The sequence below is a fragment of the Paenarthrobacter sp. genome (genome assembly GCF_031180005.1).
GTDB lineage: Bacteria > Actinomycetota > Actinomycetes > Actinomycetales > Micrococcaceae > Arthrobacter.
On record NZ_JAPSHI010000031.1, the window covers coordinates 1 to 16,492 of the forward strand.

Genomic DNA, 16,492 nt, shown 5'->3' on the forward strand with positions numbered 1-16,492 from the left:
CGCCAGGCGTCCAGGTGGTCTCCGGAAACGGCGATTTCCAGGCCGTCATAGCCCCAACCGGAAGCGAGGCGCGCGACTTCCTCGAAAGGGAGGTCGGCCCACTGGCCAGTGAACAGGGTGTACGGGCGGGGCATGTCAGGCTCCTTCAGTGGTGCTGGCGGAAAGCTGGATGAGTGAACTCTTGGCTGCCGCGGACTCTTCCACCGCGGCCAGGATGTGCTGGACGTTCAGGCCCTCTTCGAACGACGGCGACGGTGCCTCACCGGAGGCGATCGCGGTAAGGAAATCGCGGATCTGGTGGGTGAAGGTGTGCTCCCAGCCGATGATGTGACCCTGTGGCCACCACGCTCCGAGGTACGGGTGCTCGGGTTCGTTTACCAGGATTCTCCGGAATCCCTGTTCGCGGACAGGCACTGTGGTGTCCATGAACTGGAGTTCGTTGAGGTTCTCCAGGTCGAATGTCAACGAACCGAGCGAACCGTAGATCTCGAGCCTGAGGGAGTTCTTCTGGCCCGTAGCCACGCGGGAGGCTTCCACAGAGGCGATTGCTCCGGAGGCGAGAGTCAGATTAACCCAGGCGGCGTCGTCGACCGTGACATCCTCCGGACCTTCCGCGCCGGGGCGCTGATCCACGAAGGTCTGGAGACGGCCCGAGACCTCGGTGACGGCATCATCCAAAAGGTAAAGGATCTGGTCGATGGCGTGCGAGGCGATGTCGCCCAGGGAGCCGGATCCGGCGGTTTCCTTCCGTAGGCGCCAGGTCATGGGGGACTCGGCGTCGGTCAGCCAGTCCTGCAAGTACGCTGCGCGGACGTGGCGAACGGTCCCAAGGCGGCCCTCGGCAATGAACTCACGGGCGAGGGCAAGCGCGGGGACCCTGCGGTAGTTGAAGCCGATCATCGACTGCACGCCGCGGGCACGGGCTTTAGCGGCGGCCGCCGTCATCGACTCAGCCTCGCCGATGGTGTTGGCCAGCGGCTTCTCCACCAGGACATGCTTGCCGGCTTCCAGCGCGGCGATGGCGATTTCGGCGTGCATCCAACCCGGTGCGCAGATGTCGATGATGTGGATATCGTCGCGCTCAATGACGGAGCGCCAATCAGTGGCGGACTCGGCCCAGCCGTACTTGGCAGCGGCTTCTGCGACGGCACCGGCGTCCCGGCCGACGAGCACTTTCTGCTCGAAGGCCGGCACGTCAAAGAAGCTGGCTACGTTCCGCCACGCATTCGAGTGGGCCTTGCCCATAAAGGCGTAGCCGATTGCCGCAACGCCCAGTGGCGTGTTTCCAGGGATAGTCATAGTGTTCCTCGCCTCTAGAGCGTCGCTGTTTCGGGGGCCCAGTCCTCGGGAAGGGCAGCCGAGACGGGGGCGTTGCTGGTGACGTCCACGAAAGTGCCTGATTCCACCGATTCGGTGATGGAGACCATGGTGTCCAGGACGTGGTAGGCGAGTTCGCCCGTGGCGCGGTGCGGTGCGCCGGTACGGATGGCGCGGGCCATGTCCAGGGCTCCCATGCCGCGGCCGTTGGCCGGTCCGGTGGCGGGGATGATCTCGGGTTCTTCGGCACCGGGTCGCCAGAGCTTCAGGTCGCCGTCGAAGTAGTTCGGGTCCGGGAGGGACAGCGTCGCTTCGGAGCCGGTGATCTCCACGAATCCCATGCGTTGGCGGGGGGATTCGAAGGAGAACACGCTGTGGGAGGACTGGCCCCCTTCGAACTGCGCCATCGCGGAGACGTGCGTGGGGACCTCGACGGCGAATTCCTCGCCCGCCTTGGGTCCGGAACCGATGATGCGGCTCGCTTTGGCGGAGGAGCCGACGGCGGCGACCTTGCGGATCGATCCGAAGGTCTGGATCAGGGCAGTCAGGTAGTACGGGCCCATGTCGAACAAGGGACCGGCTCCGTGCTGGAACAAGAACGCCGGGTTTGGGTGCCAGGATTCCGGGCCAGGGGTCTGGAACGTGGTCATTCCGGTGAGCGGGGTGCCGATGTCGCCGCGTTCGATGATCCGCCGTGCCGTCTGCAGGCCCGCACCCAGGAAGGTGTCCGGGGCAGTGCCGAGGCGGATACCTGCTGCATCTGCTGCCTTGAGCAGTCCCAGCCCGGATTCGCGGTCCAGCGAGAAGGGCTTCTCGGTCCAGACGTGCTTGCCCGCGTTCACTGCCGCTGTGGCGACTTCGACGTGCGCTGCCGGGATGGTGAGGTTGATGATGAGCTCGACGTCGGGATGGTTCAGTGCCAGCTCGGGCGTACCGAATTCTGCGACCCCGTATTCCTTGGCGCGGGCTTCCGCGGCCTCGACGAAGAGGTCCGCGATGACCAGGACCTTCAGGTCGGGAAAGATCGTCAGGTTGTCCAGGTACTGCTTGCTGATGTTGCCGGCACCGATGACGGCAACGCCCACGGGGCCTTTCCGGGTGGAAGGGGTGAAGCTCATGCCTGCACTCCTTCCGCTGCCTGGGCGCCGGTTGCGCCGGCTGCCTCTGCGCTGGCTGCGGCGGCTGCCTCTGCGCTGGTTGCGGCGGTCAGGTAGGCCAGGCTCTGGGTGATGCCTTCGAAGATGTCACCGGAGTAGTCATCGAATTCCACGACGCCCACTTCCAGGGACTTGGCTGCGGCGATGACGTCCAGCACCGGGATGGTGCCCTGGCCGGCAGGCTGTTGTGCTTTGGTGTCGGTGTTCCCCGGGCCGTCCTTGATGTGGATGAGCTTCACCCGGTCACCGAGGCGGGCCAGCAGCTCCACCGGGTCGTGACCGCCGACGGCAACCCAGTACGTGTCTACTTCCAGGACCAGTTCCGGATCCAGCAACCCCTCGAGGTATTCCAAGGCGGTCTTGCCCTCGATGGTGGACTCCAGCTCCCACGCGTGGTTGTGATACCCCACCCGGATGCCATACCCGGCACCCTTCTTCGCTGCAGCGTTGAGCTTGGCGGCCGTAGCTTGAATGTCCTCGGCGGACTGCCAGTGCTCCGCGGGAAGGAAGGGATCGATCACCGTGGTGATGCCCAGTTCCTTGGCCGCAGCGAAGATCTCGTCCTGATCCTGGGACAACAACGGGGCATGCCCGGAAGGCGCGGTCAGGCCGTTCTCCTTCAATGCCTCACCCAATTCCTTGGCCGTGGCCACAAAGTTGTACGGCTCCACCTGCGTAAAACCGATCTCGGCAACCTTCCTAATGGTGCCCGGCAGGTCCTCCTGAAGAGCGTCCCGCAGGGTGTACAGCTGGATCGAATAAGACATTGGGTTCCTTTTCCGGGGAGGGTTGTTCTGGAGTATCAGCGAGATGGCGCCAGTCTAGTGAGCCCTTGCCGAGGGAGCTACAGGTTCCACCAAGCACGCCGGTTACGCACTCATTTCAGCCTAAGGGTACTTTTGTCGATGGTCCAGCAAAAGCTGCAGATAGTCCGACAAACTTCCGCTGGGTGACATGCATAAGCAATCGTGCTTCACTAATTGGATGACAAAAGCTGCCGGGACCGACGCCGGAAACACCTCCGCGCCAGAGGCCGGCAATCTTTCACGCGCTGGTAATCTCTTCCAACTCCTCCGCGACGGCAAGGCCCGCACCCGCGCTGAGCTCGCCGAAACCACGGGACTGGCCCGTTCCACTGTGGCCTCACGCATTGACTCCCTCATCAGCGCGGGGCTCGTCGGACCCGCCGGCGAAGCGAGCTCCACCGGCGGACGGCCGCCGTCGCGTTTTGCTTTCAACCCGGCAGCGCGGGTGGTCCTGGCCGTCGACGTCGGAGCTACCCACGTGATTGTTGCCGTCACCGACCTCGGCGGCAACGTCCTGGCGGAGCGACGATTGGGGCAGGAAGTCGCCGATGGTCCGGACATCGTCCTGGGCCGCGTCGTTGCTGCAGGCCGCGAGATCCTCGCCGAAGCGGGCCGTGAGCCCGGCGACCTCGCAGGCATGGGCATCGGCCTCCCCGGTCCCGTTGAACACGACACCGGGCGGCCGGTGAAGCCGCCCATCATGCCGGGCTGGGACGGATTCGACGTCGTCACGTTCGTCCAGCGCTCCCTGCCGGTTCCCGTCCTGGTGGACAACGACGTCAACATCATGGCCCTCGGTGAACGGACAGCGTACTGGCCGGACCACGACAACTTCCTGTTCGTCAAAGTGGCCACCGGTATCGGCGCCGGCATCATCAGCAGTGGTCAACTGCAGCGCGGCGCCAACGGAACCGCCGGCGACCTCGGGCACGTCCGTGTCCCGCGCGGCGACGACGTCCTCTGCCGTTGCGGCAACCACGGATGCCTTGAGGCGCTTGCTTCAGGTCCCGCCGTCGCGCGCCAACTACAGTCCCAAGGGCTGGAAGCTACCAACGGCGCTGACGTCCTGCGGCTTGTTGATGAGGGCAACCTGCAGGCAATTCAGGCGCTTCGGCAGGCCGGGCGCGACGTCGGTGATGTGCTCGCCACCGTGGTCAACCTGCTCAACCCGTCCATCATTGTCATCGGAGGCAGCGTGGGGGAAGCAGGCGAGCATCTGGTGGCGGGGATCCGCGAAGTGGTCTACCGGCGGTCCCTGCCCCTGGCCACGACGCACCTGCGCATCGGCATTTCCATGGCCGGGCAGCATGCAGCGATCCTGGGCGCCAGCCACATGGTCACCCAGCACGTCCTGTCGCCGGCAGTGATTGAGGCCACGCTTCAAGCAGCGGGATAAGCGCTCCATATGGCCCTTCGCGGCGCGGGAGCGTGATAGCAATGAAAGTGATGAAAACGCTTCCTGTCACATTTCGGCCTGTCCCTTGAGCCAATTTCTTGCCAAGATTCCCCGAGGCTGGTTGATCCTTGCGTGCATCGGACTGATCGCCCTCAACATGCGGGGCCCTTTCGTGGCGGTGGCGCCCGTGGTGGACTCCCTTCAGCAGGACCTTGGGTTCTCTCCGGTTGAGCTCGGACTGCTGACCGGCATCCCCGTGCTCTGCTTCTCCCTTGCTTCGCCCTTGGCCTCACTGGCAGGCCGCCGTCTTGGGGCAGAAGTCGCCGTGATGCTCACGCTTCTTGGTGTGCTGGCCGGCGTGGTGATCCGCTCCAGCGGCGGTGGCGTTTCGGTGATGGTGGGCACGGTCATCATTGGTGTGGCCATCACTATCGGCAACATAGCAGTGCCACTCATCATCCGGCGCGACTTCGCGCCCCGGCGCCAGGCAACGGCCATGGGCGTCTACACGGCCGCCCTCAACGTTGGCTCGTTCCTCACTTCCGTGGCCACGGCGCCCCTTGCCGAACTGGTGGGATGGCGACTTGCCTTGGCTGCGAGCGCTTTGTTGGCTTTGGCGGCCATCCTGTTCTGGGTACCCACTGTTGGTGCCCGGAAGGCCTTTGTTCCCCTGGCGGTTCCTGCTCCGTCCTCTGCCGGTGCCGGTCGTGTTGCGGGTGTTCGATGGCTGACTGTGGGCCTCACACTTGGCTTCGCGGGCCAGGCGTTCTCCTACTACGGGGTTACCGCCTGGCTGCCGAGCTTCCTGTCCGACGAACTCGCCATGGGCACCGCCGAGGCCGGTGCAGGTTCCTCGCTGTTCCAGATCTTCGCGATTGTGGGCGGCTTGGGTGTGCCGCTCCTGGCCCGGTTCGCGAGTACGACGACGGTCGCAGTCACCTTGAGTGCGCTATGGCTTACAGTTCCCGTTGGCTTGTTGCTGGCACCTGAGTGCTGGTGGATGTGGTCCTCGCTGGGCGGTGTTGCACAGGGTGGAGGCATCACGGTGATCTTCATTGCCATCATCAAGTTCGCACAATCGCAGGCCGCCGCCGGGAAGATGTCCGCCGTGGTGCAAGGCGTTGGCTACTGCTTCGCTGCGTTGGCTCCCACTGTCGTTGGGTTCGTGCACAGTGTTACCGGGGGGTGGACTGTCCCGCTGTTCGTGATCCTTGGCTCGGTACTCGCGTTCTGCGTGTGCACCACGTTGTCCGTGCGCTGGGTGGCCCGGCAGCGCTAGGTTTGTGCCCGGCCCAAACCCGCCCAACCCCGCCCTGCCCCGCGCTGCCCCGCCTCCGCCCGTCTCCACCCTGCCCTGCGCTGCCCCGCCTCCGCCCTGCCCGTCTCCACCCTGGCCGTTTCGGGGGTTCCCTGCGGAGCGTGCCGTGCGCCCGGCATGCTGTGCAGCTAGGCCGCGAAGCGGAGTGCGCGGGGCATGGGAAAGCCCCGTTGCTGGGCTGCCTCCCCGACGGTCGGGGTCACTTGTTGCGAAGAGTGCAGGCAGCCCAGCGTCGGGGCTTGATGTGTCGCTACCCAGTAGACCTAGGCGGCGACGAGTTCCTCTTCCGTGGCCTCTTCACGGGCCTCGGTGAGGAAACGGGCGTACGCAGGGATGGTCAGGAAGGTGGGGAATTCCTCGGCCAGGGTGACTTCTTCGAAGATGGCGCGGGCGTCAGCGAAGCGGTCTCCGTCGAAGCGTTCCAGTCGGGCGTATTCCTCATCCAGCATGTCTTCCACCCATTCACGGGTGATGATGTCGCCGTGGTCGGTGATGGCGTGGGAGTGGATCCACTGCCAGAGCTGGGAGCGGGAGATCTCAGCGGTGGCAGCGTCTTCCATGAGGTTGTGGATGGCCACAGCTCCGTTGCCGCGCAGCCAGGACTCGATGTAGCGGATGCCCACCTCGATGTTCAGGCGAACGCCCCCCTCGGTGATGGTGCCCTCGGTGCTGGCGATGTCGATCAGCGCCCGATCATCCGGGGTGACGTCCTCACGGGAGCGGTCCAGCTGGTTGGGGCGGTCTCCGAGAACTGAGTCAAAAACTTCCCGGCAAACAGGCACCAGGTCCGGATGGGCAACCCACGAACCGTCAAAACCGTCGTTGGCCTCACGGGTCTTGTCTGCACGTACCTTCTCGAACGAGGCCTGGTTTGCTGCCTCGTCCTTGCGGTTGGGAACAGCGGCAGCCATGCCACCGATCGCCATGGCACCGCGGCGGTGGCAAGCCCGGACCAGCTGCTCAGTGTAAGCGCGCATGAAGGGCTGGGTCATGGTCACCTGGCCGCGGTCCGGGAGCACGAAACGCGGTCCGCGGGTACGGAAGTTCTTGATCAGCGAGAAGATGTAGTCCCAGCGCCCGGCGTTCAAACCGGAGGCGTGATCGCGCAGTTCGTACAGGATCTCTTCCATCTCGAAGGCGGCCGTGATGGTTTCGATCAGCACCGTGGCGCGGATGGTGCCCTGCGGGATACCCAAGAGGTCCTGGGCCAGGACGAAGATGTCATTCCACAGCCGTGCTTCGAGGTGGTTCTCGATCTTCGGCAGGTAGAAGTACGGGCCCTTGCCCTGGGCGAGCAGGCGGCGGGCGTTGTGGAAGAAGAACAAACCAAAGTCCACGATGCCGCCGGCAATCGGCTTGCCGTCGATCAGCATGTGCTTCTCCGGCAGGTGCCAGCCACGCGGACGAACCACAATAGTGGGCAGGTCCTTTGCAGCTTTGAGCTTGTATTCCTTGCCCTCAGGGGAGGTGAAGTCGATGCGGCGTTCCAAGGCATCAGTCAGGTTCAGCTGTCCCTGGATGACATTGCGCCACGTCGGCGTGGAGGAGTCTTCCATGTCTGCGAGCCAGACCTTCGCACCCGAGTTCAGGGCATTGATGGTCATCTTCTTATCCACCGGGCCCGTGATCTCCACGCGGCGGTCCTCCAAGCCCGGGGCCGGAGGAGCCACACGCCACGACGGGTCGTTTCGGATGCCCTCGGTTTCCGGGCGGAACCGCGGATCCTGGCCGGCGGCGATCTGCCCACGGCGGGCATGCCGTGCCTGCATCAGCTCCTGACGACGATCAGCCGTGGCCCGGTGCAACTTGCCGATGAACTCGAGCGCATCCGGCGTGAGGACCTCGTTCTGCCGGCAAATGGGCTGCGCGGTGATAGTGATGCCGTTGATAGTGAAGTTGTCAGTGAAGCTGTTCATTTCAATCTCTCCTATGAGAAGCAAAAGTTCGACGGCGGCACTCGGGTGAGGTGGGCACGAGGCTAAGGAGCCGGTGGCGTGGCAGCCTGCGTAAAAGGGGCCCTGCGTCCCGGTCTCGTCCTCGCTCAGCGAGGTCGAAACCGGGACGTGGGGAATAGCAGGCAGAGCGTTGCCGGTCCGCGGGCCGGCGGAGGCACCGCCGTCGGGTGTTGGTTAGTGGAACTGGCCCTCTTCGGTCGATCCGACCAATGCGAGGGTGGATGCGTTCGGGTTGAGCGCAGTAGCGATGTCGTCGAAGTAGCCGGTGCCGACTTCGCGCTGATGCTTGGTGGCGGTGTAGCCGCGGGACTCGGAGGCGAATTCTTTCTCCTGGAGCTCGACGTACGCGCTCATGCCTTCACGGGCGTAACCGTGGGCGAGGTCGAACATCGAGTAGTTCAGGGCGTGGAACCCGGCCAGGGTGATGAACTGGAACGTGAAGCCCATGGCACCGAGTTCACGCTGGAACTTGGCGATGGTGGTGTCGTCCAGGTGCTTGCGCCAGTTGAAGGACGGGGAGCAGTTGTAGGAGAGCATCTGGTCCGGGAACTCGGCCTTGACCGATTCGGCGAACTTGCGGGCCAGCTCCAGGTCCGGGGTGCCGGTCTCCATCCAGATGAGGTCGGAGTACGGTGCGTAGGCCTTGGCACGGGCGATGCATGGTTCGATGCCGTTGCGGACCTTGTAGAAGCCCTCGGCGGTGCGTTCGCCGGTGATGAATTCCTGGTCGCGCTCGTCAACGTCTGAGGTGATCAGGGTTGCGGCTTCGGCGTCGGTGCGGGCGATGACCACGGTGGGGGTGTCGGCGACGTCGGCTGCCAGGCGGGCTGCGTTCAGGGTCCGGATGTGCTGCTGGGTGGGGATCAGGACCTTGCCGCCGAGGTGTCCGCACTTCTTTTCGGAAGCGAGCTGGTCTTCCCAGTGCACGCCCGAGGCACCTGCGGTGATCATGGACTTCATGAGCTCGTAGGCGTTGAGCGGTCCACCGAAGCCGGCTTCGGCGTCAGCGACGATCGGAACCAGCCAGTCCTCAACGGTCTTGACGCCCTCGGCGTATTCGATCTGGTCTGCGCGGAGCAGGGCGTTGTTGATGCGGCGGACAACCTGGGGTACCGAGTTGGCCGGGTACAGGGACTGATCCGGGTAGGTCTGGCCGGAAAGGTTGGCGTCTGCGGCCACCTGCCAGCCGGACAGGTAGATGGCGCGGAGGCCGGCCTTGACCTGCTGCACTGCCTGATTTCCGGTCAGTGCGCCCAGAGCGTTGGTGTAGCCGCCGGTGGGAGCTTCCTCGGTGAGCTGCTTCCAGAGCTTCTCCGAACCGCGGCGGGCCAGGGTGTGCTCTTCGGAGACGCGACCGCGGAGGCGGACGACGTCGGTGGCCGAGTAATCACGGGTGACGCCTTCCCAACGCGGGTTGGCGGACCATTCAAGTTCCAGCGCTGCTGCCTGCTGCTCTGCGGTCTGCTCTGCTGGTTCAAACGATGCGGTCATTGCATGTCTCCTAAGTGGTGCCCGGGCCGGCCTCCGCTGCGCCTTTGCTGCATCGGCCGGCTTGTCCGGGGTCTGTATTTCTTTTTCGTAAGACCTACTTTTCTGCACTTCCAAGAGGGTTACTAGAGGAAAACTATGGAAAGAAATGCACTTCTTCGCGTATTCTCAAGAAATGTCGCCTGTTAGCTGGAATCGCGAAGTCGCGTCGCCGTCGTTGTCCGCTGCGTCCCCTGAACTGGACGTCATCAGCCTTGGCCGCCGCGTGCGCCATCTGCGCAAGCAGGCCGGGCTGACCCTCGACGACTTGAGTGCCGCCGTCGGGACCGCACCGAGCCAGCTGAGCCTCATAGAAAACGGCAAACGCGAACCTAAGTTGGGGCTCCTTCAGCAGCTCGCTGCATCGCTGAGTGTGACTATCGACCAGCTTCTGGGAGCGGAGCCGCCGAGCCGCCGGGCAGCACTGGAAATCGAGCTGGAACGGTACCAGCGGGGGCCCCTTTATGAGTCCCTCAACCTGCCCAAAATCCGCATCAGCTCGCGGCTTCCGCTCGATGTGCTGGAGTCGCAAGTGGGGCTGCTTCAGGAGCTTGAACGCAAACTCAATGAGCAAGTCGCGACGCCGGAAGAAGCCCGCCGCGCGAACGGCGAGTTGCGTGCCATGATGCGCGAGCGCGGTAACTATTTCCCCGAGTACGAGGCCGAGGCGCAGAAGGTCCTCAAAGGAGTGGGTTACACCACCGGTCCGTTGAGCCAGCACGTTATCGCGGACATAGCCGAGAACCTGGGTTTCACTCTGCACCATGTGGGCGATTTGCCCCATTCCACGCGTTCCGTGACCGATTTGAAGAACCGCAGAATTTATCTGACGCAGAACCAACGTCAGGACCACGACCCCCGTTCGGTCCTCCTGCAAGCGTTGGGCCACTACGTACTGGGACACGAAACTCCGCGGAACTACGGGGATTTCCTGGCGCAGCGAGTGGCCACCAACTACTTCGCCGCCGCTTTGCTGCTTCCCGAACAGGCAACGGTGGAATTCCTGCAAAAAGCCAAGGCCGCCAAGGAAATCGCCGTGGAGGACATCCGGGATGCCTTCGCCGTGTCCTACGAAACTGCCGCGCACCGCTTCACTAACCTGGCCACCAAGCACTTGGGCATCACCACGCACTTCCAGAAGACCCATCAGTCCGGCATCATCTACAAGGCCTACGAGAACGACGGCGTCACCTTCCCGCAGGATCACACCGGGGCGATTGAAGGGCAGCCGTCATGCAAGGCCTGGACGTCGCGGGCAGTGTTCGACGTTCCGGACAAGTTCAGCGCCTACAGCCAATACACGGACACGCCGTCGGGTACGTACTGGTGCACAGCCCGCACCGAGCGCTCGGCTGCCGGCGAATTTTCCTTGAGCATTGGCGTGCCGTACCAGCACGTGAAATGGTTCCGCGGCCGGGAGACCATCGCCCGCGCAACGTCCAACTGTCCCGACCCGAATTGCTGCAAACGACCCCCGGCGTCGTTGGCGAACGAGTGGGCCGGAAACGCTTGGCCGTCAGCCCGGGCCCATTCGCACCTGCTCGCCGCCATGCCTCCCGGCGCGTTCCCCGGCGTGGATGAGACCGAGGTGTACTCCTTCCTGGCGGCCCACTCCGAGCGCTGACGCTCGCTCATGTCCCTCGGGCTTGAGCATGACGCTCGCTCATGTCCCGGCACATTTAGGCAATCCCTCGCTCACTTCGCGTGAATTCCATCCTCAAACGGAGCACCATGTGAGAACAACACCAAACAGGGGGATGCGCCATGAAACGAACCGTCAGAGTGACCGCGCTGCTCGCGGCAGCAGCGCTGGTGAGCGGTTCCGCGACCATCAGTGCCTGCGCACCGCAACCGGCCGACGTCGGACTCCAAACGGCCGACGGCGTGACTCGCGTTTCGGTTCAGACATCGGACTACTCGGCGCAGCTCGCGGCGTTCAATGAGTCGGCGCGTGAGCTCGGCGCCACGCTACTCGCCGATGGCGGCGACTCGGACAACGGCAACGTGGTGTCGTCGCCCGCCAGCCTGCTGATTGCGTTGAGCATGCTTCGGGCCGGGGCATCCGGAGCCACTGCTCAGGAGATGGACTCAGCCCTTGGGTTGCCCGGGAAGGGGCGCGACGAAGCGATGAACGCACTGCTGGCCTCCCTTGAAAAGTTCGACGGCGACCCTGGCTCAGTCGATGAAGAGAACCCGCCGCGTAAGCCGGTCATGCATGCCGCCAACGGGCTGTTCGTTGACAAAGGTGTGCCAACCGGCGAAGCCTTTCTCACCACGCTCGCCAAACATTTCGGAACCGGTGTGTACCCGGTGAACTTTCAGGACGAAGCCGTGACCAAGCCGGCCATCGACCAGTGGGTCAGCAGGAACACCGGTGGCCGGATCAAGGAAGCACCCGCACAATACGATCCTGACAACACCTTCAGCCTGCTCAATGCCCTGTACTTCGCCGCCGCCTGGCAAACGCCGTTCGACGCCAACGACACTGCGGACGGCCCCTTCACCAAGGGCGGTGGGGAGGTAATCAAGGTGCCAATGATGTACACCTCCCTCTCCATGGCCTACGCCGAAGCTCCCGGATGGAAGGCCGTGGATCTGCCTTACGCCGAGGGTTTCGTCATGCGGCTGGTACTGCCCGACGGCGGTGCATCGGGTTCGGTTGGTGCGTCAGGGGCGGCGGGTCCGGCCGCCGTTTCTGCGGAGGTGCTGACGGACGTGGCTAACGGCTTGGGCGCCGCCAAGCAGGGCATGGTACGGATCAGTCTCCCCAAGTGGGACCACAAGACTACGTTTGAGCTGAGGAGAGTCTTCAAAACACTTGGACTCAACCAGATGCTGGCCACGGACAAAGATTTCGACGCGATTCAGCAGGGAATGAAACTGACACAGGCGGCCCAAGCTGCCAACATCACCGTTGCCGAAAAGGGGACTATTGCCTCGGCGGTGACCCAAATGAATGCCGAGGCCTCCAGCGCCGTGGTCCCGGAGCGGGAGATCGTCCTCGACCACCCCTTCCACTACCAGATCGTTCACGTTGACACAGGAATGCCACTGTTCGTGGGATGGGTGGCGGACCCGCGCAGCTAGCGGACCAGGCGCTGCACCAGCACCGCGGCTGCTCAGCCCATCAGAGACTTCGCCCAAGCTAGTGCTTTTTCACGTCGCGGCTCCGCTTCATCGACCTGTTGGACTCGCTGCACCAGCCTCGCTGCCCCAATCAAGCCGGCGTCGACCAGGGCCAGCACAAACGCGTGATCTTTGGGACGCGCCGCGATTAACTTGGCAGCGCATAGATCGTAAGGGTCGAGACAAAGACCCGTGCTGTTCTTTGTGTTTTCGTTGCGCACGCTGACCAGCCGGTACTCCCAGTCACGCGGCAACACGGCAGTGCTTCGACCGACTCCTTGAACGTAGAACCCAAACTGTTCGTGAAAGGGCGACCATTCGCCAATCGCAGCGTCGATGCTGTCGGCAAGCGTCCCCGCATCGTCATCTGACATCGGAGCTATGTCCACCTCGTCTGACATGGTGGCGGCCCAAGGCAGCTGCTCCTCAGTATAGGAACCGAGTATGGATTGGCTTCCGATGACGATGACCCGGTCGGCATGAATGATCTCGGTTGCCGCACGTATGGCGTGCTCAAGCTCCTCACGGCGCAAGGGCTGCCGCCTTCTTTATCGCCAGAACCCGTTCGTCCTGGGTAAGGATCCCATTGAAGGGACTCATTTGCCTTAGTTCTTTTGCGAACGGGCTGTCTTCAAGCATCGCGGCTTCGAGCTCGTCCACGGGCCGTTCCAGAAGCTCTTCCCATCGGTTTAGCCACTCTTCGGCCACGGGGTTCCTCGGCTTCTCGCGCATCCGCTGAATGCCCGCTCGACCGACTCTCCGGATAGCAACTTCATCTTCGTGCAGCTTTAGCCCGAGTTGAAGGTGAAGCTCGAAGGGGATGCGTTCCTCACGACGGATCATGACCGGCCTACGAGCCCGGGCCGACCTGATTGACGCCTGCACGACGGCTGGACTGGAGTTCAACCGTTTCGCGATTTCCCGAATGGACAGACCCGCCGCATGGAGGGAAAATATTGCTTCCTGTCGCCGCCGGGCAGCGGTCAACTGCTGCTGGCGCAATTCCTCACTGATCCTGCCTAGATCCGCAGCTTCACGAAAGAGCCCGTCGACATCGAGAGTGTCCATGCATGTATGGTACCCCCATACATGCATGTAGAACACACGGCATCGGATATCCGTCAGGGACCCGCGAAGTTAGCGGACCAGGCGCTGCACGAGCACCGCGGCTGCTTCGACAACCTCGTCGGCCTCGCGTTTAGTGGGGCTGAGAGCCACCTCCTGCCCGGCGACGGTGATGATGTCCGTGATCACGGCAACGGTGAGCCTGCCAAAGGTGTCGTCGCTGGCGCCCAGGAGCACGGAATTCTGTCGCACCCACTCACGCCCACGTTCCCGCCGAAGTACCTCGAAGCCCGGGGGAGTGTCGCCCTCAATGAACACCCGCTCCAAGTGGCGGTGCTTCCAGGTGTAGTCGAAGTAGCTGCGGCTGCCCACGTTGAACAGCGAAAGGGGATCGTTCTCGCCGGCTTTGCGCGCCTTCGCCACGGACGCGGCGACCATGCGCTCGTGTTCGTTTTGGTAGTCGTCCCACAGGGCGAGGAAGAGCTCAGTCTTCCCGCCAAAGTGGTGATAGAGGCTGCCCACGCTGGATCCTGCCCGCGCCACGATGTCCGAGATGCTCGCGTCGGTAAAGCCATGCTCCACGAAAACGCTGGCGGCGGCGTCCAGGAGATTTCGCTGTGTTGCCGCGGTGCGGGTCCATTGCCAGGAGCCGGCAGTGTTGGCTGCATCGGATGTCTTGCGAACCACGCTCTCGCTCCTCCCGCAGCCAGAAGAAAGACCGGAGTGTTGCCCGGCCATTTTTGGAATCTTACTCCGGAAAGAATCCACATAGCCAACAGCAAGCCTTGACTGGCCCTTGCAGACCGGGAAATAATTCTGGAAGTCTGTTCTAGAAATATGTATTGCGGCATGTATCCGAATGCTGCGATTTTTGACGTCGAACGCCCCGAAACCCGGGTACCGTTTTCACCGTCGGGCTGCAACTGGTTGAATCGCTATATAGCGCCAACTGGTCGCAGCCAAACAAGCCAGAGAGGAACGCGGCCTGATGTCCGTTTCAAGCAAGTCGTCCAGGATCACGTCGAACAGGTGGTTCAAACCCGTCGTCGTCACCGCAGGAGCTTTGGTGGTGGCACTGATCCTGGTGCTCGTTGCGCAATGGCTCCGGACCCTCCAGCCCGTGCAACAGTTCCTCACCGACTACCCGGGGCACTCCGCCGTTCCTGAAGGCGCCCCGACAGGGTTCCCGGCCTGGCTTGGCTGGCAGCACTTCCTCAACATGTTCTTCATTGTGCTGATCATTCGGTCCGGCTGGCAGGTACGAACCACCACGCGCCCGGCTGCCAACTGGACCCGGAACAACAAAGGTTTCATCAAGACCAAGAATCCCCCCACCAAGATCAGCCTGGACCTGTGGTTCCACCTGACCTTGGACGCGCTGTGGGTCCTGAACGGCATCATCTTCATCGTGCTGCTTTTCGCTACTGGTCAGTGGCTGAGGATCGTTCCCACCAGTTGGGACGTCTTCCCGAATGCCATCTCGGCGGGGCTGCAGTACGCATCACTGAACTGGCCCGTTGAAAACGGCTGGAACAACTACAACAGCCTCCAGCTGCTCACCTACTTCATCACGGTCTTCATTGCCGCGCCGCTGGCCATCATCACGGGCATTCGGATGTCCGGGGCATGGCCCAAGAAGGCTGCGATCAACAAGTTCTACCCGATCGAGCTGGCCCGGAAGATCCACTTCCCCGTGATGATCTACTTCGTGGCCTTCGTGATCGTCCACGTGACCCTGGTGCTGGCAACCGGTGCGCTGCGGAACCTCAACCACATGTACGCCTCCAACGACGACAACAACAGCTGGTGGGGTTTCGGGATCTTCGCAGCATCCATCGTGTTCACGGCCGCCGCTTGGTTCCTGGCCCGGCCCTTGTTCCTGCGCCCCATCGCTTCGCTCATGGGCAAGGTCTCGCGCTAAACAGAGGTCTCGCGCTAGGACAGCGCCCCGCCCTGCCACAGGGCATCAAACGGAGCCCCCGAAGACACGCGGTTCTTGATGCCGGCAGTCACGAAGGCCTTCGCCGTTCGGGCAGCTTCCAGCGGCGTCGCACCCTTGGCCAGTTCGGCAGTCACTGCAGCGGCCAACGAGCAACCGGCACCCGAGACGGCGACTTCGCCAACTTTGGGCGCACGCAGGACCTCCAGCGTCTCGCCGTCGTAGTAAACGTCGACGGCGTCCGGGCCTTCCAGCCGAACCCCACCCTTGGCAAGGACTGCTGCGCCGCTGATCTCATGAATGCGGATGGCGGCGGCCTTAAGCGACTCTTCGTCAGTAATGGTGAGTCCGGAAAGCGACTCGGCCTCGAAGTGGTTGGGAGTGACGAAGGTAGCCAGCGGCAGGATCTGCGCCTTCAAGGCCTGGTCAGTGTCCAGGGCGTGGCCAGGTTCCTGTCCCTTGCAGATCAGCACCGGGTCCAGCACGACGTGCCTGAAGGAGCCGCTGGCCAGTGCGTTTTCCACGGTGCTGATGGTCGCCGGGCTTCCGAGCATGCCGATCTTCACGGTATCCAGCACGGAAGGCGCGCCGGAAGCGGCACCATATGCCGCCGTCGTGGCTTCCAATTGGTCTGCGATGACCTCCTGGTCCACGGGGACAAAGCGGTGGTTCCAGCTGTCCTTGGGGTTGAAGGAAACGATGCACGTCAGGTTCGCGATGCCGAACACTCCAAGTTCCTGGAAGGTCTTGAGGTCGGCCTGCGCTCCGGCGCCGCCGGTCGCTTCGGAGCCGGCGATGGTCAGGGCAATGGCAGGGGCAACGGCTGAAGTCATGTGTTCATTTTGCCATTCGCCCCCGTCACACGCCCATTTCGCGCCTCCCGGCT

14 protein-coding genes and 1 pseudogene are annotated in these 16,492 nt (G+C 63.2%); 5 read left to right on the forward strand and 10 right to left on the reverse strand.

The window, feature by feature from the left end; genetic code table 11:
- The 4 genes and pseudogenes from RIF72_RS17400 to RIF72_RS17415 form a co-directional block, all read right to left on the reverse strand.
- Positions 1-134: pseudogene (locus tag RIF72_RS17400) on the reverse strand (sugar phosphate isomerase/epimerase); the annotation flags it as partial.
- 1 nt (position 135) lies between these two features.
- Positions 136-1,299: a Gfo/Idh/MocA family oxidoreductase gene (locus tag RIF72_RS17405; protein WP_309076087.1), complete on the reverse strand. Its 1,164-nt coding sequence runs from the start codon at positions 1,297-1,299 to the stop codon at positions 136-138.
- A gap of 14 nt (positions 1,300-1,313) precedes the next feature.
- A complete protein-coding gene (locus RIF72_RS17410) occupies positions 1,314-2,435 on the reverse strand; it encodes a Gfo/Idh/MocA family oxidoreductase (RefSeq protein ID WP_309076088.1) in 1,122 nt (373 codons plus the stop codon).
- Positions 2,432-3,241, reverse strand: a complete 810-nt coding sequence (locus RIF72_RS17415; RefSeq protein WP_309076089.1) for a sugar phosphate isomerase/epimerase — start codon at positions 3,239-3,241, stop codon at positions 2,432-2,434. Before RIF72_RS17415 ends, RIF72_RS17410 begins: the two co-directional genes overlap by 4 nt.
- 217 nt (positions 3,242-3,458) lie before the next feature.
- Between RIF72_RS17415 and RIF72_RS17420 the strand changes: the two genes are divergently transcribed.
- Both RIF72_RS17420 and RIF72_RS17425 read left to right on the forward strand, forming a co-directional pair.
- Positions 3,459-4,676 carry an ROK family transcriptional regulator gene (locus RIF72_RS17420; RefSeq protein WP_309076090.1) on the forward strand — a complete coding sequence of 406 codons (1,218 nt, stop codon included), beginning with the start codon at positions 3,459-3,461 and terminating at the stop codon, positions 4,674-4,676.
- A gap of 85 nt (positions 4,677-4,761) precedes the next feature.
- Entirely contained in the window at positions 4,762-5,955 is a 1,194-nt protein-coding gene (locus RIF72_RS17425; RefSeq protein ID WP_309076091.1) for an MFS transporter, read from the forward strand.
- Between the two features lie 302 nt (positions 5,956-6,257).
- Here RIF72_RS17425 and aceB read toward each other — a convergent pair whose 3' ends face one another.
- Both aceB and aceA read right to left on the reverse strand, forming a co-directional pair.
- Positions 6,258-7,910, reverse strand: a complete 1,653-nt coding sequence (aceB, locus tag RIF72_RS17430) for a malate synthase A (protein WP_309076092.1) — start codon at positions 7,908-7,910, stop codon at positions 6,258-6,260.
- A gap of 213 nt (positions 7,911-8,123) precedes the next feature.
- Complete coding sequence (gene aceA / locus RIF72_RS17435; RefSeq protein WP_309076093.1) at positions 8,124-9,440, reverse strand: isocitrate lyase; 1,317 nt, start codon at positions 9,438-9,440, stop codon at positions 8,124-8,126.
- A 145-nt stretch (positions 9,441-9,585) separates the two neighbouring features.
- Here aceA and RIF72_RS17440 point away from each other — a divergent pair, with 145 nt between their 5' ends.
- Together RIF72_RS17440 and RIF72_RS17445 are read left to right on the forward strand one after the other, a co-directional pair.
- Complete coding sequence (locus RIF72_RS17440; RefSeq protein WP_309076094.1) at positions 9,586-11,100, forward strand: helix-turn-helix domain-containing protein; 1,515 nt, start codon at positions 9,586-9,588, stop codon at positions 11,098-11,100.
- A gap of 140 nt (positions 11,101-11,240) precedes the next feature.
- The gene (locus RIF72_RS17445) at positions 11,241-12,563 is read left to right on the forward strand and encodes a serpin family protein (RefSeq protein ID WP_309076095.1); all 1,323 of its coding nucleotides are present in this window, start codon (positions 11,241-11,243) and stop codon (positions 12,561-12,563) included.
- 32 nt (positions 12,564-12,595) lie between these two features.
- On the opposite strand, the gene RIF72_RS17450 is transcribed toward RIF72_RS17445, so the two are convergent.
- The 3 genes from RIF72_RS17450 to RIF72_RS17460 all read right to left on the reverse strand — a co-directional run bounded on the left by RIF72_RS17450 (position 12,596) and on the right by RIF72_RS17460 (position 14,354).
- Positions 12,596-13,135: a DUF6036 family nucleotidyltransferase gene (locus RIF72_RS17450; RefSeq protein ID WP_309076096.1), complete on the reverse strand. Its 540-nt coding sequence runs from the start codon at positions 13,133-13,135 to the stop codon at positions 12,596-12,598.
- On the reverse strand, positions 13,125-13,670 hold the full coding sequence (locus RIF72_RS17455; protein WP_309076097.1) for a helix-turn-helix domain-containing protein: 546 nt from the start codon (positions 13,668-13,670) through the stop codon (positions 13,125-13,127). The genes RIF72_RS17450 and RIF72_RS17455 overlap by 11 nt, the downstream gene beginning before the upstream one ends.
- Before the next feature lie 69 nt (positions 13,671-13,739).
- Positions 13,740-14,354: a TetR/AcrR family transcriptional regulator gene (locus RIF72_RS17460; RefSeq protein ID WP_309076098.1), complete on the reverse strand. Its 615-nt coding sequence runs from the start codon at positions 14,352-14,354 to the stop codon at positions 13,740-13,742.
- A gap of 301 nt (positions 14,355-14,655) precedes the next feature.
- Between RIF72_RS17460 and RIF72_RS17465 the strand changes: the two genes are divergently transcribed.
- Positions 14,656-15,588 (forward strand): cytochrome b/b6 domain-containing protein, encoded by a 933-nt coding sequence (locus tag RIF72_RS17465; protein ID WP_309076099.1) that lies wholly within the window; start codon positions 14,656-14,658, stop codon positions 15,586-15,588.
- Between the two features lie 14 nt (positions 15,589-15,602).
- Here the strand turns inward: RIF72_RS17465 and RIF72_RS17470 are convergent, their stop codons facing one another.
- Positions 15,603-16,439, reverse strand: a complete 837-nt coding sequence (locus RIF72_RS17470; protein ID WP_309076100.1) for a hydroxymethylpyrimidine/phosphomethylpyrimidine kinase — start codon at positions 16,437-16,439, stop codon at positions 15,603-15,605.
- Positions 16,440-16,492: the final 53 nt, after the last annotated feature.